15 protein-coding genes and 3 pseudogenes are annotated in these 21,805 nt (G+C 57.3%); 11 read left to right on the forward strand and 7 right to left on the reverse strand.

The genetic code is table 11. From position 1 onward, the window contains the following. Nucleotides 1–104 precede the first annotated feature (104 nt). The 3 genes from L0U81_RS32585 to L0U81_RS32595 all read right to left on the reverse strand — a co-directional run bounded on the left by L0U81_RS32585 (nucleotide 105) and on the right by L0U81_RS32595 (nucleotide 3,515). The gene (locus tag L0U81_RS32585; RefSeq protein ID WP_233810242.1) at nucleotides 105–803 is read right to left on the reverse strand and encodes a GntR family transcriptional regulator; all 699 of its coding nucleotides are present in this window, start codon (nucleotides 801–803) and stop codon (nucleotides 105–107) included. A gap of 380 nt (nucleotides 804–1,183) precedes the next feature. Beyond that, nucleotides 1,184–1,717 carry a tripartite tricarboxylate transporter substrate-binding protein gene (locus L0U81_RS32590; protein WP_233810244.1) on the reverse strand — a complete coding sequence of 178 codons (534 nt, stop codon included), beginning with the start codon at nucleotides 1,715–1,717 and terminating at the stop codon, nucleotides 1,184–1,186. Between the two features lie 1,132 nt (nucleotides 1,718–2,849). Then, entirely contained in the window at nucleotides 2,850–3,515 is a 666-nt protein-coding gene (locus L0U81_RS32595; protein WP_233810246.1) for a GntR family transcriptional regulator, read from the reverse strand. A 945-nt stretch (nucleotides 3,516–4,460) separates the two neighbouring features. On the opposite strand from L0U81_RS32595, the gene L0U81_RS32600 reads away from it, so the two are divergent. Then, on the forward strand, nucleotides 4,461–6,170 hold the full coding sequence (locus L0U81_RS32600; protein WP_233810248.1) for a site-specific integrase: 1,710 nt from the start codon (nucleotides 4,461–4,463) through the stop codon (nucleotides 6,168–6,170). Between the two features lie 163 nt (nucleotides 6,171–6,333). Further along, nucleotides 6,334–6,551, forward strand: a pseudogene (locus L0U81_RS32605) (DUF1488 family protein); the annotation flags it as partial. A 233-nt stretch (nucleotides 6,552–6,784) separates the two neighbouring features. On the opposite strand, the gene L0U81_RS32610 reads toward L0U81_RS32605, so the two are convergent. The 3 genes from L0U81_RS32610 to L0U81_RS32620 all read right to left on the reverse strand — a co-directional run bounded on the left by L0U81_RS32610 (nucleotide 6,785) and on the right by L0U81_RS32620 (nucleotide 10,771). Next, nucleotides 6,785–9,466 carry a hypothetical protein gene (locus tag L0U81_RS32610; protein ID WP_233810250.1) on the reverse strand — a complete coding sequence of 894 codons (2,682 nt, stop codon included), beginning with the start codon at nucleotides 9,464–9,466 and terminating at the stop codon, nucleotides 6,785–6,787. Between the two features lie 563 nt (nucleotides 9,467–10,029). After that, complete coding sequence (locus L0U81_RS32615) at nucleotides 10,030–10,458, reverse strand: hypothetical protein (protein ID WP_233810252.1); 429 nt, start codon at nucleotides 10,456–10,458, stop codon at nucleotides 10,030–10,032. 115 nt (nucleotides 10,459–10,573) lie between these two features. Next, nucleotides 10,574–10,771, reverse strand: coding sequence for a hypothetical protein (locus L0U81_RS32620; protein WP_233810254.1), 198 nt, complete (start codon nucleotides 10,769–10,771; stop codon nucleotides 10,574–10,576). Between the two features lie 109 nt (nucleotides 10,772–10,880). Between L0U81_RS32620 and L0U81_RS32625 the strand changes: the two genes are divergently transcribed. The 4 genes and pseudogenes from L0U81_RS32625 (at nucleotide 10,881) to L0U81_RS32640 (ending at nucleotide 13,701) form a co-directional block, all read left to right on the forward strand. After that, nucleotides 10,881–11,021 (forward strand): hypothetical protein, encoded by a 141-nt coding sequence (locus L0U81_RS32625; RefSeq protein ID WP_233810256.1) that lies wholly within the window; start codon nucleotides 10,881–10,883, stop codon nucleotides 11,019–11,021. Between the two features lie 363 nt (nucleotides 11,022–11,384). Then, nucleotides 11,385–12,332, forward strand: a complete 948-nt coding sequence (locus L0U81_RS32630; protein ID WP_233810258.1) for a hypothetical protein — start codon at nucleotides 11,385–11,387, stop codon at nucleotides 12,330–12,332. 123 nt (nucleotides 12,333–12,455) lie between these two features. Then, nucleotides 12,456–12,724, forward strand: a pseudogene (locus tag L0U81_RS32635) (DUF1488 family protein). 533 nt (nucleotides 12,725–13,257) lie between these two features. After that, nucleotides 13,258–13,701, forward strand: a complete 444-nt coding sequence (locus L0U81_RS32640) for an SET domain-containing protein (RefSeq protein WP_233810565.1) — start codon at nucleotides 13,258–13,260, stop codon at nucleotides 13,699–13,701. Between the two features lie 406 nt (nucleotides 13,702–14,107). Here L0U81_RS32640 and L0U81_RS32645 read toward each other — a convergent pair whose 3' ends face one another. Further along, complete coding sequence (locus L0U81_RS32645; RefSeq protein ID WP_233810260.1) at nucleotides 14,108–14,968, reverse strand: hypothetical protein; 861 nt, start codon at nucleotides 14,966–14,968, stop codon at nucleotides 14,108–14,110. Nucleotides 14,969–15,878: 910 nt separating this feature from the next. Between L0U81_RS32645 and L0U81_RS32650 the strand changes: the two genes are divergently transcribed. From L0U81_RS32650 to L0U81_RS32670, 5 genes and pseudogenes are all read left to right on the forward strand, one after another. Further along, nucleotides 15,879–16,250: a hypothetical protein gene (locus L0U81_RS32650; RefSeq protein WP_233810262.1), complete on the forward strand. Its 372-nt coding sequence runs from the start codon at nucleotides 15,879–15,881 to the stop codon at nucleotides 16,248–16,250. Continuing rightward, complete coding sequence (locus tag L0U81_RS32655; protein WP_233810264.1) at nucleotides 16,247–17,473, forward strand: hypothetical protein; 1,227 nt, start codon at nucleotides 16,247–16,249, stop codon at nucleotides 17,471–17,473. Before L0U81_RS32650 ends, L0U81_RS32655 begins: the two co-directional genes overlap by 4 nt. A 12-nt stretch (nucleotides 17,474–17,485) precedes the next feature. After that, nucleotides 17,486–18,928: a hypothetical protein gene (locus L0U81_RS32660; protein ID WP_233810266.1), complete on the forward strand. Its 1,443-nt coding sequence runs from the start codon at nucleotides 17,486–17,488 to the stop codon at nucleotides 18,926–18,928. A 680-nt stretch (nucleotides 18,929–19,608) separates the two neighbouring features. Beyond that, nucleotides 19,609–19,950, forward strand: a pseudogene (locus tag L0U81_RS32665) (IS3 family transposase); the annotation flags it as partial. A 578-nt stretch (nucleotides 19,951–20,528) separates the two neighbouring features. Continuing rightward, entirely contained in the window at nucleotides 20,529–21,743 is a 1,215-nt protein-coding gene (locus L0U81_RS32670; protein ID WP_233810268.1) for a heme-binding protein, read from the forward strand. The last annotated feature ends 62 nt before the right edge of the window (nucleotides 21,744–21,805 follow it).

The raw sequence follows: 21,805 nt of genomic DNA on the forward strand, positions 1-21,805 counted from the left end.
TTTCCAGCGGCAAGCCTCAGAGCCTAGCCGAACTCGGACTGCTGACGTCGTTCTAACGAGGGCTGTCCATGAAAAAAGGTCACCTTTAGGTCTCCTTGTTCGTTCTATTCTCGAGCCGCAAGCACCCGCATCAACCCCTCGAGGACCACCATTCGCCCTTTCTCATAAGTCGCGAGTAGCAATCCCCGATCCTTGCTCTCTAAAGCCTTCACCAGCCTTGCTTCGATATTGGCACTCCGATGTTGCGGATGCGCTGAGATATCAGCAGCCAGTGCCCGATAACGATCGGTGAGTCGCATCAATCGTAGGACTTCCCGCTTGATCACCTTATTTGGCGAGAGGTCGAAAATCTTGTCGTGAAGCTCACGGTGTAATTCAATCCAGCCCTCACGATTACCCGCTTGAATGAATTCTTCAAGCTTGGCGAGTAAGACCTTGAATTCCCTAATCTGCGCGGCTGTCGGCCATTCGACCGTCATGAGTACCTCTGCTTCGAGGAGCTGGCGCATCCGATACAGTTGTCGGGCCTCATCGCTTGACAGCTGAGCGACGAAAAATCCGCGATTCGGATCGTGTTCGATGATGCCTTCCGCCGCTAGCAGTTTCAACGCCTCACGCACCGGCACACGACTGATGCCGAAACGTTCAGCGAGGTCCGACTGTCGAAGCTGAAAGCCGGGGGCGAGCGTTCCCCTATTGATCAGTTTTCGCGTCTCTGACGCGACCTGAGCTGGAAAATCAATGCCATCCAGTTCCGGGAGGGTGGTGGCGGGCGTTCGGCTTTGCGTCAGGATCGTATTCATTTTCGCATTATATCTCGAAATTTTTGACCGATGAAATCTACCGTGGATGCTACGGGAGCTCACCTGGCTTTCCCTTGACGTCTCCGCATTCTCTATTCGTTTTCTTTCAAAATCTCCGGTGAATCATGCGATCGTGTATCAACCCGTCGATCGCGCCGTCTATCAAGAAAATCATTACGACCCGCAAGAGCGTGGACAATCTTCCTCTGTAGCGTGCGAATATGAATCTCTTCGAGTTTGGTGTCTTCGCGCAGACTGATCATGCTATGCCGGGCTGTTCTGGTTCAGTAGGCGGTTCAATCGACTTTCCCGGTTCGGGTATCAAAAAAAACAAAAGCCCGCTCCATGCGGGCTTTTGTTTGTTGCTATTTGGATTCAGATCAGTACACGAAGCCGGGCATCACTTCGCTAGCAGTCGGGACGTCCTTGATTTCGGGGATACGCGCCGAACCGAAGACCACCAACGGACGCATCTGACCATTCTTGATGTACGGGGCTGCGACCTCGTATGGAACCGGGATCACTTGCACCTTCGCTTTCATCAAGCCTTCGATTTCTGACGCTGTGTCTTTGTAGGACAACTTGACCATGCGAACGCCGTTCCGCTTTTGCAATGTGGTCATCGCGGTCAGGTCACGCGCACCGTCATCCGTCGTACCGAAGGTGTAGCAATCCGGATTGTCTTTCAGGCGGCTAATCAGATCCGCGTAGTCCTTGATGTCGGTTCCGGACACGCCTTTGCCTATTTCAGCGACGAGGACAACACCCGTGGGCGCAGGAACCGGCGCATCCGCTGCCGGTTTAGCCGCAGGAGCCGGTACTGGTTTAGCAGGTGTACCCGCCAGGGCGACACCGGAGATCAGTGCGTCTGCTGCGAGGACGGCCGAGAGGAAGAGTTTCCGGATGGGTTTCAAGATCGATTGTCTCCACGTATTCGAAATGACGCTTGAAAGGCGGGCCTGTTCGCCCTGTCACGAATGTAATACAGTTTTGTATTACATGTCAATCTTCGTTGCCGTTGCGTGTTATCATCCAGGGGCTCGTTGAGCCTTCCATGCTGTTCATGATTTATCTTCAGTCGTACGATATATTTCAGACCGTGTATTGCTAGAGCGGCGAATGAGTTGAGTATCGTTAGACAGGTACGCGCCAGAACTGAAGTTGTTCTCACGGCGGCGGCCGAACTCGTGGCCGGCAATGAGTACCTAAGTCAGCATCCCGAGAAACGGTCAGAATCGCTCGAACAAACGGAAACCAGCGTGGCTCAACTGACGGCCCTCGTCGAGGAAGCGACGGAAGCTGCGCATGACGTTCACTCGGAAGCCGACCGCCTGCAGACGTTGATCGGAACTTCAAGATCCCACGCTCCAAATGATCTGGTACGACCAAGGACGGCTTCTTAGCGTGGCGCCGGAAAACGCCACTTCTCCAGCGGCGTTAATGAGCAACTGTCTTACCTGTCAAGCCGTGTGGATGGACTCATCAAAGGCTTTCCTGTTTTAGCGATGGTGTTGAGGTTAACCAGCAGGTTTTGCATGCATGCAAGCAGAACAACCTTGTTCGGCTTACCGGTCGCGACGAGCCGCTGATAAAAGGTGCCGATCACGAGTCTCGGTTGAAGGGCACTACCTCGATCAATGCAATGACCTCACGCCGCGTCAAGTTGCCAAGTTCCGGCACGTCAGCAATCAGCCTGGCGACGGTCGCTGGATTGGCTCCGCGGACATTGGATAGGAGGTCCACGAGACTGGCGCAGTGCGCCTGGACGTGCTTTGCCAGGGCTGCTTCAACAGCCTTGAGCTGTTATCGAGGAGCGGTAACGATCACGCGTCGAATGCTCATCAACGGGCTTTTAGGCTCGTGATGCTTATCAGGCTGCGTGAGCGCCGTCCGTAAGCAGAAAGATACAGGTCGGTTACCCGGCCCAAGCGGCCCGATCGCCGTACGCTGTTCGGACCGTTTCCTCGTGGGCTATCTGCGAGGCGGCGTCGCGACCGCCCATACGCTTCGCGGCCGTCAATGCCCGAACAGCGGACACTACTTGCTTCATAGCCCGCGCCCGGCAAGCACGGCCAGAATCGACTGGTTTATTTTTTCTCGCTCAAGTTCGTAGGCTCGCATAACTTTTTCACGCTCGCGCGTGCGAATTGCAGTCATGAGCCGGTGTTCGAGGTGCGCCTTCGGACGTTCGCCCGGTCGATGCACTTCGGTCGCCAGTGCGCGATACCGGTCGGTCAGTCGAATCAAGCGCAGGGCCTCGCGGCGTACAATCTTGTCGGGTGAAAGATCAAAGAGCAGCCCGTAGAATGCGTAGTATTCTTCGAGCCATTCGGCGCGCTGATGGCTTCCCAAGTACTCGTCGAGCTTGGCAAGCATTCCATTGAGCTCGACCGTTTGAGTGCGATCGGGCCACTCTATCGATTGAAACAGATCGCGTTCTACCAAAAAGCGGTAGCGGTAAAGCTGCGCCGCCTCATCCGACGATAGCGGCCCCACGAAAAAACCCCGGTTGGGGTCATGCACGATCACGCCCCACGCTGCGAGCAGATTCAATGCCTCGCGTACAGGCACCCGACTGACACCGAAGCGTTCCGCCAGTTCCGACTGACGCATTTGGTGCCCTGGCGACAGGACACCTCTGTTAATCAGCTTGCGCACCTCATCAGCAATCTGCGCCGGAAGATCGATATCATTGAGTTCGATTTTGCTCACGTGTGTAATCGTATGGTTCGCCGTTTCCGACACTGTTCGTGGGTTCCGTCAGTTCGAATTCCGACCATATTGTATGCGATCCTCGAACCCATCCCTTAAAGCGGTGCGCGTGTCGAATCCGCGAGGTAGTGGACACAAAAAGCCTGTCGGATTCCCCGATCCGCAGATTTTTCACGATTCACCTAAGAGCGCCTACGCCACGTGGGCACCGCCGGGACCTAGAATTCCACGGACCGATTCGAAGCGATAGAAAGCCGAAATAAAAACTACTGAAATAGATCGGAAACGCAACGCCGGCCGCCCCGGTGTCGTCGCCGACCGCGAGAGGTGCACGGCGATGCGGATTGAACGACTGCACGCGCCACATTTTGCCAATGCTCACAGAGTCGATGTCCGAGCGTGGAGCCGCTCCGCTTGGACATCGCGAGATTGCGCCCACGCATGCGTGTCCAACTGGTTCACTGTCCAAAAAGCGCAGGTTGAGCGCAGGTTAATGGCCGCAGCCATGCGGCCAGTGGGCGGCTTGACCGAGCAACCAGCACTTTGCGGTTGAACAAGTATCGTCAGGTACGACCATCCCGTGTGACACGACCGGCCCGGCAATCTGGCGACCGTCAGCTTCGGACTGCGCTATGAAGAAAACCGAGGATCGTTCCGGTACTGGAGACCAACGTGACACCCAAAAGCGCGGACAGGCACACTCGCAGATACAACCGAGACTGCCGGAACCGTCGTCTATTTGTCGCCGGCGTCACGGTCGCTGTATGGCCGGCTGGCTCCATCGCAACTCGCGGGGCATCTCGGAAGCCATGCAACGGAAGGCCTCGGCGCACCACCCGAGCGTGCCGCGAGTTCAAGTTTTCTTCAAAAATGCGATACTCGATGCGGTTGTAATGATAAGTTTTCTTATCATAAGATGTATGTTTATGACGTAAACTCTGCAGCATGAAAACGCGCCAGTCCTCCCTGCCCGCCCCGGCTTTCCACTCCGAACCGCCGGCCTTTCCCGATGCCGACGAGCTCGCCATGCTGCGCGCGTGGTATGCGGGGCTCGCGGTGCGGCAAGCCGCCGAACGCTACCTGCCTTCAGCGCCCGGTGAAGGGACCTCCGCACGGGGCGTGCTTGGGCGTATCCGGCGAAGACTCATTGCCATCGCCCGCGCCGCATGTCGCGACGATCTGGTGACGCTGCTCGGGCATCCACCAGAGGAGCGCGAACGCCACGCGAAGGCGGTGGCGCACGCCATCGACACCCTGCGCATGGCTCGCGCACCTGAGCCACAGATCGCCGACGACATCGCGCAGTGGTTCACGCCACGCGCCGTGCGCGTGCTGCGCGCCCACGGCATCACCACGCTGGCCGATCTGACCGTACGCATTCCGCGCCGGCGCCAGTGGTGGAAGGCCGTCCCCGGGCTCGGTGCGGCGAGCGCCCGCGCGATCGAGGCGTTCTTCGCCGCGTGGCCCGCGTTGACGGAAAAGGCGCGCGCCCTGATCGTGGCGAGCCAGCGCAATGACATCGTGCCGTGGGAATCGATCCGGCTGCCGCACGAGGTTGACGGCACGACGGGCACCTTCCGCGCGCCGCGCGAGACCTGCACGCTCGACGCTTCCAACGACTACGAGGCCGTACAGACCTGGCTTGCGCTGCACGAGTCGCCAGCCACGCAGCGCACCTACCGCAAGGAGGCCGAGCGCCTGATCCTGTGGGCGATTGTCGAGCGCGACCGCGCGCTTTCATCGCTGACGACCGAAGACGCGATCGCCTACCGCGCGTTTCTCCGCCATCCTTCGCCACGCGGACGCTGGGTCGGCCCGGTGCGTCCGCGAACCTCGCCCGACTGGCGTCCGTTCAATGGCAGCCTCTCGGCGCGCTCGGTTGCGCATGCGCTGTCGATCCTGGGCGCCCTCTTCCGCTGGCTCATTGAACAGCGCTACGTGCTCGCCAACCCGTTTTCCGGCGTGAAGGTCCGCGACGCCACCGGCACCGGTGTGCTGGATGTCTCGCACGCGTTCACCGAAGGCGAATGGGCGCTGGTACGCACGATTGCTGACGGGCTCGAATGGTCACACGGCTGGTCGGTGCCCGCCGCGCAGCGACTGCGCTTCCTGCTCGACTTTGGCTATGCCACGGGCCTGCGCGCGAGCGAACTCGTCGGCGCGACGCTTGGGCACGTCGAGACAGACGCCCGCGGCGATCACTGGCTGCGTGTCACTGGCAAGGGCAAAAAGCTCGCTCGCGTGGCGCTTCCGCCGCTCGCGTGGGAGGCGCTCGCGCGTTACCTGGCCGAACGCGGCCAGCCGGTCCTGCCCGTACGGTGGCAGCCCGGGACGCCAGTCATTGGCAGCCTCGAGACCGACAGCGGTGCGGCGATCAGTAGCGTGCGGCTCTGGGGCGTGCTCAGGCGGTTCTTCCTGCTGGCCGCGAGCTCGATCGAGGCTGATCACGCTCCCCTCGCGGAGAAGCTGTGCCGCGCGAGCCCGCACTGGATGCGGCACACGCACGCGACCCATGCGCTCGGTCGCGGTGCCGAACTCACGACGGTGCGCGACAACCTGCGGCACGCGTCGGTATCGACAACGTCGATCTATCTGCACAGCGACGAGGTGAAGCGGGCGCGCCAGATCGGCGACGCGTTTGGCAGCCGCAAATGAGCGGCCGCGCGGACCACGCGAACGACGGGTGCCTGTCACCGAATCGACTATCGCGTAGCCATGCCGACATGCCAGAAGCTGCATCGCTTGCGTAATAATCCTGACGCGCGTGAGCGCGCTGCTCTCCTGACCACCATGGATACCGTGTTGACTTTGACCCCGTGTGCTCGCCAGCCGTCGCGGCGTGGCGTTCAGCCTCGTCCGTCCGAACGGCACGGTCGAATGCCAGATCACGATCGCAGCACTGGAAGCGCATTTCTTGCTGGAACCCCGGGCCACTGATGCCCGGATCCTGAAGATATTCCGGGACGGCCGGCCGCATCCGGGCGCAAGTTGCTTGCCCATCCGGCCGTCAATCTCGAACTGACCCCTGACGTTTTCACGCTCGCCCCCGATACACGCACCCCACCCGTTCTCAAGTTGCTCGGCAGACCGGAGAGGCGTTACGTTTTCGCAGGCCACGGGTCGACATGCTGTGGACTAGCGCTCTCGTCGCGATACCGGCACGCTTTGTGATTTCCGTTGCGCGATGCCGCTCTCCCCGGTCTACTGGCGACATATCCGCTTCGCAAGAATCAGTGCAATCCGGCTTCGCGATAGTCGCCGCAAGCAGCTTATCGCGCGTCTTTTGCCGTCCTTTTTCCCGAAAGCGCGGAACATAGCGCCCGGTCCGCGTCGTCACCCATAGCACAATCCTTCGACGCCAACCAGGCGGCATGATGAAGCGAGACGCGCTCAATGTCTGTTATGGCGTCTCCATCAAGAGTCCACCCTAATGGTGCTGAAGTCAGCCCTCTTTCCACTCTCTTCGCCTTGTCGGCGTCCGACTCTCCCGCCGGGCCTTGTTTTTGCAATATTTCGAAGAGAATTGGAGATGACAGCGACCAGCGAACGAGATGTCCCTCAGGAAGCCGTTTTGCCAGCGTCTCGACATTGTATCCCGCGCGTCCCGCGCGTGCGTTCTCAAAGATGCTTCCCGCTGCGAACAGCGTGCCTAAAGCCGAACCTGATTTAAAGCGATTCCCTTCAACGGTCGGAAGGTCCGCTTCCGGATTACTGGAAACGTAAACGACATAAATCCGCTCCATTCGGACCCCTGCCCGTACGAGTTCGTCGACCAGATAGGACAGGGCGTCGGCACCGGAATTGTCAATGTATCCGCCATCTGCGACAGCTACCGGAAAACCACGTGCACCACACACATCAGCGTTCATCAAAGGCCTCGGCGACCAGACACCGTCGTCCGAGCAGGCGACACCTACGGTACTAACGATCGGAAACCTGGCGCTGTCCAATACCGCTGCAGCAAGTGGCTTCTGTTCATCCAGCAGGTGCTCACCGGGAAAGACACCGCCTGCGCTGGAGTTGACCGCAACCTTTCCATCAGACGCCGACGATGCATTGAGCAGCAGAAGAGGAAGATGGCCCGGCTGGGAATTCAGCGTCGCTACGCTGTCGTCAAAGGGGTTCCTGCTTGACTGAGTGCGCTCCCTTGAACGTAGTGAACCATATGCTTGCGACCAAAGATCGACCAGCAGGGAATCACGACTGTTGGCGTCCGTGCCATTCCAGATCAGCGATTTCAGTAGATCCCATGCAAAGTATCGACTCGCCACAGGAGATACAAAATCGTTCTCGAAAAACGGCCTCATCCTGGCGACGGCTTCGCTCCCCGGCACTTGTGCCTGCCGTGCAGATACACCAAGACCATCCTTGAGTGAAGATTCCCACAGGGCCGCTCCAAGACTGCCCCCAGAAACGGCACTGATTGCAAACACCCGGTCGCCAAAATGCCCATTAGTGATGGCGTCGGCGGCCGCTAGGCTATCTGCAACATGTGCCGCGGCCCTAATTCCTCCCCCGGCCGCAGCGATCAATAAGACGGGGGCGTCGGCGTACGTGTCTGCGCGATGGCTCTCCCAGGCTGTGATGAAGGGCGAAAGCGAGCGCCTTTCAAAAAAACTGCGGTCTTTATGGCCGCTAGCCGCTGCGCGTGCGCCGTCCGCAGCGAAATCGAGGTCGGGACCTAGTTGGCTCAGTGTTCGGAGGCCCACCACGACCGATAGTATGGCCACGGCTATCAAAGCAACCTTCACGAAAAGGACGCGACGAAGCGACACGACCGAAAGCAGCACCCCGCCCGCTGCGACGGGCATAATGAGCGCCACGAGCCGTGCGTGCCAACCCTGTAGTCCAAGGACAGCGACCAGAATGAAGGCAGGCCAAGCGTAGGCCAGCAATCTTTTCGTGCGATTCGTACTTCGCGGGAGCTGTCGACGTTCCCTTTGAACAGGCGAAAGTCGAAGCAGCACGAACCCAATTGCGGCGGGCCACAACCAGAGAAACAGCGTTAGAAAAAACATAGCGCCGGAGGCCGTCTCGTCCGTTGGCAACACTAGGTGCAGCCGTTGACCGAACGGCCCCACAACCCCAGAAGCCCACGCCACCATGACGGCGACCAGCGAGGATGCGGTCCTTCTAGCGACGAATCGCTCGTAGTAATACGCAGCCAACGGCACCATTACCATGGCGATTGAGAGCAACGGGCTGTTGCGCTTTCCAGTGTAGGCCGATGCAAGTACCCATATGAAGCAAACCAGAAGCGACCCAGGCGACTTCCCTGGCAAAACCGACGTCATCGCAAGGAATATAAATACAACTACAAAGGCGCCGACAGAGGACGCGTCAATCAACGTCACATTCCTCTCTGTCGCGAATGGCAGCAACCCAAGGGCAGACCACATGATGGTACATCCCACCATACCCACCATCCGCGCGACATTTTCACTTTCAATGAGCCACTTCCTGCGCAATTGGGGAGACACATCGAAAGAACGCAAGTCCCGCCTTACGCTTCGACGCAGTGGACGAAGCTCTGCCTGAAAGTGACGCCAAGAGACGATCGCGAAAAGCGTGTTTACTCCGGCCCACCCGAGCACCTGAATCAAGTCGCGTCGATATCCGGACTGCAATGTCCCGGGGTACAAGGCATGGAACAGCCGCCTAGACAAAGCTACAGACTGTCCTGGAATGGACAACACGCCATAAATTGCGAGCGTGACCACGCCGATTGGTACAAGTGCACACAACGCCCGTACGACCGCGATACGAGAAGGGCGGAAGAATATGCGCTGAAGTCCTGTCAGGACGTCATTGACCGAGCCAGACAGGGTAAAAAGCAGAGGCGCGGCCAACAACATAAACGGTACGTGAATCGTCCACTCTGGCATTAGTTGAAGCCAGGTCAGGAACCACTCCACGGATTTCCATAGAGGATCAAAAAGCAATTTTGACACGTCAAGTATTTATCCAAGGGCTAAAAATCGTATCCACATCAACCTCGTAATCACGAACGAACGGCGCATTGAAGCTCAATCCGCAACTCCTACGAATCCGTGGTTCGAGGGCATTTTGATTTTCAACGCACCGATATTCAGATGCGTTGGGTTATTACAGGAAGAAGCCGCACTCTTTCAGAGTGTGTGGGTCGATATCGGAGGGGTTCTTACAATAATCATCGCCTTGTCGGCAAGCCTGCTCATATCGATTGCCAACGTCTAACGTCAACCCAAGAATGCAGTGGCAGACGTCTAACGCCGCGAGAGAAAGAGGTTTGAGGCTTCAGCGATTAACTCAGAGAGGGCCAACCGCATCCCCGCACCAACGCTTGATATCCGCGTAGCCCGTCTCCTGAGTCCGCCAGTTGAGATCCTCCGCTTGGCGCGAAAGCAGCTGATTGACTGCCGCTTCACCCAACAGATGGATATACGACTGAACCTGACACTTTACGCTCGCGCGCAAATGCATTATCGGCAGCGTGGCTCAAAGCTTTACCGTCCCCTTCCGCCGAGCTCCCTGATCACCGTGGCCTCAAATCGCACGCGCAATTTGCGCATAGCCTTGTCTGGAACGACAACCTACAGGAGGTCGCGCACTTGCGTTTGCTATCCATCGAACTTCCAAGACGCGGCGTCCTTCTGGAGGCGGCCGCGAACGTCACCTGATGTGCAGGGTAGTAAGTCGCACTGTGCACCGCTGCGTAATGGGCCGGATGCGCAGGGTTGAGGGCGAGGTTGACGGTTTTTACGCCGTAAGATTTTCTACCACCCATGATCACGTCACCCACTGGAATCAACAGCGATTTACCACGCGACGCAGGGGCGTCCCTCGACCCGATCTCGTCGAACCAGGCGTCGGCGCGCACGATCGCATACTTCACGCCATCGACGATGACATATGTCTCTATGCTGCCAAGCTGGTAGATGTTGTCCTTGACGTCGATTGCCACAAAGGACACTTCCTCGGCCAATACCGACGCTAGTGTGTGGGCAGATCAAATCAGCGGCATACCGCCGCCGTTTCGAGAAATCCGTACGCGTGCCTTATCCGGACCTGTCGCAGCATCACTGGATCGCCCAGCGTTGCGGCGCCTCGATCGCGCCCGCGTCGGAGGGAGAATCGCCGAGGTCGCCCGAATACTTCAGCTCTACGGCATCTTCGCCTGCCGAGACGCGACGATAAATTTTTGCGCGTGCGCAGCAACGGCGGCCTTCATCGAGAGGCAAAACATCGGTGTGAAACTCCTCGTAGTCGAATTGCATGGTTGCCTCTGAAAAGGTGTGCTGCTCATCACGCTGGATAGGCCGCAGCCACGCGGATGCGTCTGGACCTATGTTTTCGAGCTAGTTTCGGTAGTCAAAGGCGCGACAAATGAAAAAATCCACCTTCGTCAGCCTGGGATTCGACCTCATCGAAGGCAAAACGGGCGACGGCTTGCTAACCGATGCCGACAATACCGATAGCGTGACTGGCGCCCGGTATGGGGATACCCAGTTCCCGCCCGGACCATGACAACGTCATGTCGCTGAACGAAGTCCAGCGGTGCAAACTGGCGAGTCCCTTCAACGAGCGCTTACTCGGCGCTCACAGAAGTGAGGCAGCATACGCGTCCTCGCTCGCCGCGAAGTCCATCGGGTGACGTTCGATGTTGACCCGGATCCCAGCCCACACCTGGCAGGTTTGGACCTGTCAGTCCATACGCGCGAGGTTATGAAGGAGCGAATCTTTTACTCCTGCGTAACGCGAGGCCGTTCAGTCAGTCAGCCCCGCCGGTAAGCTTCTAGATGCCCGCAATGTTGAAATGAATCGGCAGCGTCACGAAACGGATCAGTGGGAGTCAAATGCATTGGCAGGCTCCCGGAAACGCTCACCTTCATGTCGAACTCGCCGCCTAGCCGCACCGTCGCGCTGCAGCCCGCCCCGCTGGAAACGCTCGCGATTCTCACGGCGCTCGACGGCCGCGCGCAGATTGCCGTAGCGAATGATCTCGAGGCGATCTGCGCGTGGCTCGCGCGCCTTGCCAACAAACCGGCGACCTTCGACAGCGACGGCAGGGAGGCCGAACGGCTGCTGCTCTGGTCGCTCGTGCAGTTCGGCAAGGCGCTGTCGCCGGACTGCCCGCGCATCACCCGCTATCTCGAGCCGGCGTTGTGGCAGGAGGTTAAGGATCACATCCCGTCAATGCCGCAGAAAACCCAGCGAGACCACGCGGACTTTTACCGCGTGCGATGGCTCCTCACCCTGCTGTATCTGGGCCGCCTACGCGTCGGCGAGGTCGGCGGCAATATTATGGGCCAGTTCTTCGTGCGGCGCTATGCGGATAGCACGATGCGCTGGTGGCTGACCGTACACGGCGAGGACGATAGGGAACGCCTAGTGCCGGCAACCCGCGAACTGACGACGGAACTCTCACGCGACCGGCAATCGTTGGGGACGACCGCCCTGCCCTCGCCCAGCGAGGCTATGCCGCTCGTGCTCCCGATCGGCAACACAACAGAGCCGCAACGGAAGAAAACGGAAGGCCTGTCGCTAAGGCCGTTGACGCGGGCGATCGTCACGGAGTTGTCTGCGGGCGCGGCATCTCCGCTGCGTGAACGCGGTGAAGCGTGCGCGGCATCCGCCGACCTGTTTGAGCAGGCCTCGGAGCACTGGCTGCGGCACTGCGCCCGGTCGCGCATGGCCGATCGACAGGTGGACATCGGGCCCGTGCGCGATAACCTCGGCCACGCGTCGCTGACGACGAGCCTGCATCTGCACGTCGACGGCGATCGCCGGCACTCTGAGACCGACGAAAAGCACTGCATCGACGGGCGAGACCCGTGAGGTTGTCGGGCATGAATTCCGTCGCACGGGGCTGGATCCAAAATAACGCTACGGTTCGCAAACCGCACCGCCTTTGCAAGAATCCTTGTATCGCGTGTTGTGCGTGGCCACCCCTGCCCTGCCATGGAAACCCTTGAACTCGACCGCAGGAGCTCGCGAATCGCCGCGGCGTCGCGTTTGGTCTTGTACGTCAGCACAATACCGTTGAATGCCTGATCACAATCGCGGCGCTGGAAGCGTATTTCTGGCTTGAACCCTGGGCCAGTGACGCGCGGATCCTGAAGATATTCCGGGACGGATACGGCCGCATCCGGGAGATGGCAGAGCCCAAGTCGCTTGCCCATCCGGCGACGCATCTTGAGCTGACAGCCGACGATTTCGCGCGACTGTGAGCAGATGATGCGAAGCGTTGCCTGCCGCGGTTTGGCGCCTGGGGGCAAACGGTGTTGGTCCCGGCAAATTGCACCGTCCCGATGTCACCGGTTCAAGTCGGCGATCATCGATGCGCGAAGCGCACCGGGATGCTCTGTTATCGGGTCGTCGGCGAACGGGCCGCCGCGGCGACGGCATCAGTGGGTTACTGTTCCCTTCATGTGTGTTTCCGCTCACGAAACCCCGTGAATCGCAGGTCAGCATCCCCCTCCCGTCACAATGAAGCGAAAGGCAGCGAGCGAGACTCGAGCGAACGCTTTCCAGACGAAAGAGAATCGAGGTCGGAGTCGATCTGTCGGAGACGCGTGAGGAGTGCCGCTGCGGTTCTGCAAGCCGGTTTGTGGCGGAGCGGACCGGAGTCGCTTGCGTGACTGACCGTTAGTTGCACCCAATCACCTATATTGGCTCATTGAATATCCGCGACGGCGGCGATATGCTTCGCCGCTGAACGGATCCGCGTCAATAAACTCGGTACGGAATGAAGGGCAACACAATGCGACTGCGACGTATCACAGCACGGCGATCACCGGTGCACGGCAAGGGGTTGTTTGCATTGCGGCCGATCGCCGCTGGCGAGCGACTGATCGAATACAAGGGCGAAGTCACAACCTGGCGTCGTGCGTCCGCTCGCCAGCAATCGGCTGCCGGACATACCTTCGTGTTCGGCCTGACCAGCGGACGCGTGATCGATGGCAGCCGCGGCGGGAACGGTGCCCGTTTCCTCAACCATGCCTGCATGCCCAACTGCGAAGCCATTGAGGTCGGCGACCGGGTGTTCATTTACGCGCTCGTCGCCGTCGCTGCGGGTGAGGAACTGTTCATCGACTACGGCCTTACCGTCGACGACGAGGTCACCGAAGAGGTGCGCGCCCAGTACTCATGTCGTTGTGGCACTTCGGCGTGCAGGCAGTCGATGCTAAGCGCAGGTCAGCCATAGCGACCGTGGCCTTTCCGCTTCCTTTGCAGTCTGCTTCGATACCCGCTTCGTCATACGCGCTCGTCTGGCGTTGCGCTGCGGCTGATGCGGAGAGCACCAACTAATGCCGATTGTCGGACTCACAGCCACTGGACGTGCCGTAAAAGCTTCAACGGCAGGTACCGGAGGCAGTCCGGTCATCGGGGGCCGCTCCAACAAATGACACGTCTGCCCGAACGCGCTGGCACGGAGGTACGCCCTGCAAAGGGCTATTGCTCATCTTCGTCGACCGCGAGTAAGACACGATTTCGTAAAGACTGTTGTGCTCTCCGAAGGGTGTTCCAGCAGATCGCGCAACAACCGAGTTTGAGGAACGCTTCGTCCACGTCAACGCGACATTCGAAGCGAATTCCAGACCAAAAATAATCTATCCCTGCACCGTGATTGCATTTGGTCGAGTGTCGCTTCGAGATAGTCCGTCGATAACAGTCACACCCCACGCACCTTGCGGTGTCTGACCTGTCACTTCGATGTTGCACTTTACTAGTGAATCATTTGACACGACCTCGGTTGCAGATATTTGGTCGGAGCCTTTGACAAACTTTACGGCTTTTACGGTATTTAGATTATCCCCTGTGACACTCACGTTGTACTGTCCGGGTGTCGACACCGACAGCGGCTTGTCCGACGTAACACTGCGGACGATGGGCGGCATCTTCGCACCATCAGATACCGCACCCACGGCGCCGGACTTTGATCCAAAATAAAAGCTTGACACAGCGGTGACCAAAGTTCCAACAAGAACGAGCAGTTGCTTGGCGAAATCGCCACTCGTTTGATTAGAAGGGTCTCGATAGGTGACTTTGTACTTCCCCGCATCCATCGTTACAACTATATCGGTCATGCTTTTGTTATTGATTAAAAACTCGGTTTTCTGTTGTTCGTTCAATTCTCCAATCGAACGAGCCTCGCCGAGATTTAAGCTTTCAAATAGGAAAACTGACAGGATCGCGAACAGTACTACAAGGGACAGCGCAATTACGGCTCGAACTGAACCCTCAGGCAGCGCTAGTGCTTGCGATTTGTCGGATAGTCCAAAGGTGCCGAATGCAAGCGAAACAAGCGCCAAGGTCGCAAGTAAGACGACGACACCTGAAATCGCAAGTACCGGCAACCTCACCTCGAGCCCAGAACTTTCCCACAAACGAGCGACGGCCGCAATGCAACCCAGAAGGAGTGCGACGGCTATTAAAACGGTCAGCAATGTAAAAACCAGTTGTTTTGTCATGATCCACCCAACATATTTACAAGTAAAAAAACATCTTCAATGGAATTTGCATCTCCGCTTAATTCTTCTTGGACGATAACTCGTAGTAGAAGTAACTACGACTCAAGGTCACATCGAAATATGCTCAATGGCTTTGAAATATAGTCTCCAGCCTGCAGCAATCCGAGAAATATAATCTACGAGTGTGGGGCAGCGCACATCATCTGGACCTTAGATCAGGTCGAATAGTTTTGAGCGATGCGCGTTTGTAGCACTTCTCAAGTTCGAGGATAGCGAACAAATCGAAGTGTCCGGCAAGGAGAAAGGCACCCGGATGGATCTTTTCGGGTAGCCGCCAAGTTGTTGGTCGCCCTCCCACTAATCGTTGCTAGTGCCTCAAGTTTGGCCGCGAGTTCATCGGCCTCTTCTTTGGCCGCATGTTCTTCCAGCCAAGCCGCATGAGTCCAGCAGCTTCGAGCTCATCCGAAGTTGTCGCGAGTTGTAGTTGGTTTGTTCGTCGGTCCAGTAACAGATTGGGGAAACAGCACCGCCACCTGAATCTAGCGCGGTTATACGGATCAACATGTGTAGGCGGGAATTGAAATAAATAGAATTTCGAACGAACAGTGCGAGTTGTGCCGATCGAACCGGCGGCGAGAAGTGGGCATACAACTCCTTGAAAGATCGGTTTTGCGTCGGAGGATGGATCGACCTTTCATCGGCACTAGTACCTCTATTTTTTACGGAAGTGTGCATGTAGAGCAACCTCACCGAGAATTCACTGGACCTTTTCAATGACTGTCACGGGTGTCGTATGAAGTGTCTAACAATTCTGCTAATACTACTACTGGGTGGTTGCGCCGCAAACGTCACCCACGAATTGGAGAACGCCAATTCATCTGGACTACGCTATTACGAAAGCGCTCCATACTTGCTGGTCTATTCTGACGGAAAGGGTGGCTTGGTTTGGCAAGTGATCTTCCTGCCAGATCAAAGCCACGTCATGGTAGCCAGTCCAGAAATATGGGGTGGCCGCACTCAAATGGCGCTCAAATTCCAGAATGGCATTCTCACGACAGCGACAACTGTCGGCGACACTACCGTTGTGTCGAAAGCCATCCTCGCTGCCGTGCAGAGCGCATTGCCGCTGATTGCCAAGGCTGCGCTTGAGGGGCCACCCGAAAGTTTGTTCCCGGCACCGTCGATCTACAAAATCGTCGTAAAAGACGACATCATCAGTTTCCTCGGCGGCCGAGGGGATAAAGACATAGCGGTGCCTCTCAACACTGGAGCGGGCCAATGAGACAACATGCGAACGGCCGGTTTAGAACGCTGATGATTCTGTTGTCCAGCGGTTCGTTAATTGCTGGTTGCGCCAACATCGACGTAAAGAAGGTTGACGGTGATCTATCTGCCGTGAAGGGGCAGCGATACTATCTCCCCAAACCAGCTATCCAAGTCGTGCCGCAAACGAATGGTACCGTGGCGGTTAGTATTCTCTATTTGCCCGACAAGTCACACAGCTACGCCATCGACGCGAAATCATGGTTAAGCGCGTACAGTTTGCAAGTCCTGTCAAACCCGGACGGGACGCTCTCCGGCGTGTACTATCAAGGCGACACAACGGCGGTATCACAGCAGGCTGCAACTACAGCGGGGAGTTTGGCCACCCAGTCTGCAAATTTTTCGCTTGGCAAGGCTGAGGCGCAACAGTCCAATATCACTGCAGCACAGACGGCCGTGGACACTGCCCAGGCGGCCGCTGACGCTGCCAATGCTGCTTTGGCTAGCGACAAGAACTCTGTTGCCTCGAATCCAAACAGCGTCAGCTCTACAGCAATTGCGGCAGATGAGTCTGCTGCCGCGCAGGCGGCTGCCAAACTGGCGGTTGCCAAGCAGGTGTTACAACGGGCAAGTAGCCAAGTTCCGCTGCCCGGTAGCACAACTTTGACTCCAAGTGCCGTCGCGACCACAGATGCGGCTCCCACGCCCGACACAACATTCAGTGGTGGTACTTGGGCCGCGTCGACGTCGGTATCCCTGCCCAATCCCCACCCGGCGATGCTCTACGTACTGAATGATACGATCGATCCAGCCACAAAAAAGGAAGCCGTTTCATTGAAATCGGCAGTCGCAGTGTTCGATGCGACCGGCAATCCGGTGGGCAAAGACGGCAATCTCATTTCCAGTCTTCCTGATTTTCCTGTCGCCTATAGTGGCCTTGGATCGCCCACGGTGATTGCACCGACCGATCCGTTTCCTGCCAAGGACCATCAAATCACTCTGCAGCTTAGCCGGGCCATTGTAGGTATTATCAACCCGCGAGTACTTACTGGCACACCGGAAAAAATCGTCACTCTTGCAACCGATCCGAAGGTAATGCAAGACTATCAGACGCTGCAGATTGACACGACTGGTCTGAAAGCAGGTACTTATAAATTCGCATTTTCGGCGAATTATCGTCTAACCAACAATAAGGACAACACTCGTTTGGTAAACCTCAGTACAACATTCATCTTGCAATAGTCGAGGTGATTCTTGATCACGATCTTTCCCGCAGATGTGAATCTTACGCCTGATCTGCCACATGTATCTGGGTTGGATTATCAGGGGGTTCCGATTGAGACTTACTTCAGCCAGTCTGCACCCGCTTTGCAGCTTAGCGTAGATTGGAGTTTTCGCAACCAGGCTTCATCCATTCTCGCGGACAGCGGTTTGGACATGGCGCACCTGGAGCAAGCTCTTGAGCTAATTCTCCCTCACGGTGCGGGAACCTCGGCCGGATTGTTGCTTTGTGATAGTCTCATAGACGATCCAGTACTGGGTCTCGATCCTAACCAATACGGGTTCATGTTCGACCTAGAAGGCGATACAAACACAGAACTGCAACCGCGAAGGGGTTGTGCAATTTTTTTATCGGCGATACAGGCGCGGTCGGGGGACTTAAGCCCAGCTGATATGCAAGAGTTTATTGCCTTCACGGCGATACATGAACTTGGTCACCTCTTCAATCTGTGGCATTCGGCAGACAGTTCGTCCACTTTCATGACCCCGCACCCTGACCCGGAACAGATCCCGAGCCACGCGCTAGGAAATACTTTTGAAGAGATTCACGAGGATTATCTAAAGTTCGTCAATGATCCCTCTGAGAGTCAGTTCGTTCTACCAGGTGGATCGAACTTCGGAGATCGTATATCGGGCTTTCCGTCAGGCACAGACCCAGCCGACAGCCTAGAGAGCCCGGCGGATCGACTCAACTTGCAAATCCACGTTTCCCACGAGACATGCTATTCCTGCGAGCCTATTGAACTGTTTGTCACTGCCAGTGTGGCGGACCCCGTACATCAGCTGGTGACATTGGACGAGTTCCACCCCAGTTACCCACGCTTTGAAATCTGGATTACGAATCCCGCTGGCGAGCGTCGACGGCATCGCCCGACTCATCTGTACTGTCGCCCCGGTCCTTCAATAGCGATCCGGCAAGCAGAAGCCATTCACCGCGAGATATGGCTAGGAGGCAGCTCGCGCGCACCAACCTTCCGAGCCCCTGGCATTTATGAACTTGAAGTATGGCTAAAAGGTGGTGCTGCTTCTGTAGCCACGTCTAACCGGGTTCAAGTGGAGGTGCTACCGGCCGAACCCCGAGATCGCAGGTGGCAGGAAATGAAAGGCTTGCTCGCAATACCTTCCTTGCGCAACACGCTGAGATATCGCCGGCTCACTTCGCGCTCAGCCTACGAGGCACTATCGCGAATGAACGAGGTTAGAGAAAATTCGGCAACAGGACGCGCGATCAACTATGCCTTGGGAGTGGCGCTTCAAAAGGCTGGCAAATCTTCACGCTCAAACGAACGTGCTCTTGCGCTTCAAAAGCAAGGCATCCTTTATCTTCAACAGGCGCTATTAGGTGAAACGCACGAAGGCCGTCGCGCACGTATCGATCGCATGGTGCGGGAGACAAAAAAAGGTAAGATCAAGTAGGCCACGATGCGATAGTCGTGGACCGCCGGACGCTAAGCGTTCGCGCATCCAAAGCTTATGTTCGGATGAATAGACGCACTTGCGACTGCCTGCATACGGCCGATACGGTTGAAAGACTCTGCCCAGAGGTCCTCCATGACGTACCTGCCCATGGTAAGACGGGATGCTGTGGGCCATCCCAACTTCACGGGACGGCTCTCGCACCGCCCGATTAGCCTTTAGAGTGGCAGCACGACCAGCATATGGGTCGAAGCCCAAAAAGTGGGCCGCCAAATCCTCAACGTCGAAGAACATGAACTCGAGACCGACCAGTCGTCCTGATTCGAGTCAGCGGTTCTGGACGCGCGGGGAACTCACGGGACAATGTGCGAACGTTCAGCAACCACTAGGTGATCGAGCGCTCCAGACAGCTAGCTGGGGTGAATCCCGTGCGGCACAAACCGTTCGAGCCATTTCTGCCCATAGCTCGCTTCGTGCTTTCTCCCAGTCGACCGCGCCGCATCTTTGCCGCCAAGCAAGATTGGCTTCGTTTGTTTCGCAGGCCTTGAGCTCGTTCTACCTCTTCGTTTGGTACCACGTCCATTCACGGTCGAGGACCAACTTCTCCGCGACCGTCAAACGCGCACCTACCGGCTTCCCGGGAGGTGCAGACGAAAACTTGGACTACCTGGACGTAGTTCATGTACTCGTACGAAGACCGCGTTCGAGCGGTCCGGCTCTACATAAAATTAGGAAAGCGCATCGCGGCGACCATTCGTCAACTCGGATACCCGACGAAGAACTCTCTGAAGTCCTGGCATCAAGAATACGAAAGATGTCATGATCTGCGGTCGGGCTATGTGCGTTCGAAGCCGAAGTACTCGCCTGAACAGAAGAAGGCGGCCGTTGAACACTATCTAAGCCATGACCGGTGTGCCGCTGAGACCATAAGGGCTTTGGGATACCCGGGGCGCGGAACGCTCGCGGCCTGGGTTGAAGAACTGCACCCCGGGACCGGGAAACGCGTTGTGGGTAGCATAGGCGAGATTAGCAAACAAGACACCTTACCGTTCCTGAGTGTGCGCTGTCGCGCATACGATTGAAACTACGCCCTTCGGCCGTCTTGAATTGTAAGCTACGTGTCCTAGAGTTCACCAGCACTTGCGGGAGAACAGAAATGAATATCGATTAATATTGTTAGTAATCCAATCGCGTATTGCGGATATTAATTTCCTTCAATTGGTCCAGGATGGCTATGGCGAACTTTCGGCAACGCGATTGGGATTCCTCGTCCGGGTCATTTGTGAAATTGTTGTAGTCGACAAACGAGAGCGTCCGGTTTTGGGTAAGTGCATCCTGCCTAAATCCCCCCGTAAAATAGTGCGTCGCCGCTCGATGGCGAGCGAAGTCAGATCGGCAAGTCTGAAAGTGGCGTTGGAGTTTCAAGCAATTATTTCCTTAAAATTATCATCGGAGGAAATGTATAGCATTTGCATCCGGTGAGTCGCTATTGGAAGGATCATGCCCAATGCAATAAGGATTGCTTACAATAATATTTAATAAGATGAATGCAATCAATCTAAAGCATTGTTTACCGACACATAACCAGGATCATCTCATCATGGCAATTGAAACGATTAAGCCTCTGATGTCACTGCCAGAGAACTTCAAGATCAACGAAGTGCTCCCGGAGCCCGTGGCAGGCCTCCCGAAGCCCGAACCCACGCTGGGGATCGCGCTGTCCCACTTCACGGGAACCTTCGCTGGCACAGGCTTCAATACCATATTCCGCCCTAACAGCGCAGCGCCGACCACGACCACCTTCACCAATCCGGTCACCCCAGCACCGCCGACGCCCCCCAGCGAGAACGTGCTCGAACTCAATTTGACGCAGGAAACGCTTACGTTTGCGTCGTCGCTGGGCACCGTACCCAATCGCGGACTGGAAGCGCAGAACGACATCGTCCTCAATGGCGTTCCTTATGCGCAAGCCATCAACGACGTGACCAACCCGGCTACCGGCCGCGGCGACGGCAAGGCGACCGCGATCCACTTCGAACCTGGCCTCTGGATGCGCGTGCCCACGACCGAAACCACTCCCAAGCTCGGAGCCTCCCTGGTGCGCATGGGATCGATCCCGCATGGCACCACCATCAATGCGCAAGGTCTGGAACCGAAGGCGGCGGCAAATGGACCGCCCACCATCCCGCCGGTGAACATTACCCCGTTCGTCATCAATTCCAGCCCGCCGCACTTCATACCGTTCATCAGCCAGACGGCGACCAACAAGAACACTCCGCGCATACCGCAGGACTTGACGACCTTCATCGCGGCAGGCACGATTACCCAAGAAATCCTGAACGACCCCAACCAGGTCCTGCGCAACGCAATCGCTGGCCAGACCATCACCAGCACCATCACCTTCACCGTTTCCACGACGCCGCCGCCACCGGAATTCGGCGGCGGGGCCGGCAACATCGCGTTCCTCGAGGGCGACGTCAACACCACCAATCCGAATGCCGACGCCGTCCGCATGACCGCCACGTTCTGGATCGAAACCGTGGAACATAAGATTGTGGTTCCGCCGTTCAAGCCCGGCGAGCCGGCGCTGAAAATACCCGCCACGCCAGCCAAACCCGGCCTGCCGGCCCCAGTCTTCGACGTATTGCCGCCGCGCGAACTGCTCGAGCCGACCACCATCACGGTAACCTCGACCCAGATCCAGTATTCGCAAGTGGTATTCCTCAACTTCGGCGGTCTGACGTGGCCGCACGTGTCGGTCGCGACGCTGGTGCCAGGCCATACGCAGACGGTGCCGCATTCGGCTTGGGGATGATCTGACACAGGAATAGATGGACTGCCGGCAGTCAGTCCATTCAACGCCCAAGCACGGCCCTT

Origin of the sequence: Paraburkholderia sp. HP33-1 (genome assembly GCF_021390595.1) — a bacterium.
GTDB lineage: Bacteria > Pseudomonadota > Gammaproteobacteria > Burkholderiales > Burkholderiaceae > Paraburkholderia.

Coding starts and splice junctions, on each gene's coding strand:
- L0U81_RS32585 (WP_233810242.1), bottom strand. CDS start 803: ATGAATACGATCCTGACGCAAAGCCGAACGCCCGCCACCACCCTCCCG.
- L0U81_RS32600 (WP_233810248.1), top strand. CDS start 4,461: ATGAAAACGCGCCAGTCCTCCCTGCCCGCCCCGGCTTTCCACTCCGAA.
- L0U81_RS32620 (WP_233810254.1), bottom strand. CDS start 10,771: ATGCAATTCGACTACGAGGAGTTTCACACCGATGTTTTGCCTCTCGAT.
- L0U81_RS32625 (WP_233810256.1), top strand. CDS start 10,881: ATGAAAAAATCCACCTTCGTCAGCCTGGGATTCGACCTCATCGAAGGC.
- L0U81_RS32630 (WP_233810258.1), top strand. CDS start 11,385: ATGTCGAACTCGCCGCCTAGCCGCACCGTCGCGCTGCAGCCCGCCCCG.
- L0U81_RS32640 (WP_233810565.1), top strand. CDS start 13,258: ATGCGACTGCGACGTATCACAGCACGGCGATCACCGGTGCACGGCAAG.
- L0U81_RS32645 (WP_233810260.1), bottom strand. CDS start 14,968: ATGACAAAACAACTGGTTTTTACATTGCTGACCGTTTTAATAGCCGTC.
- L0U81_RS32655 (WP_233810264.1), top strand. CDS start 16,247: ATGAGACAACATGCGAACGGCCGGTTTAGAACGCTGATGATTCTGTTG.
- L0U81_RS32670 (WP_233810268.1), top strand. CDS start 20,529: ATGGCAATTGAAACGATTAAGCCTCTGATGTCACTGCCAGAGAACTTC.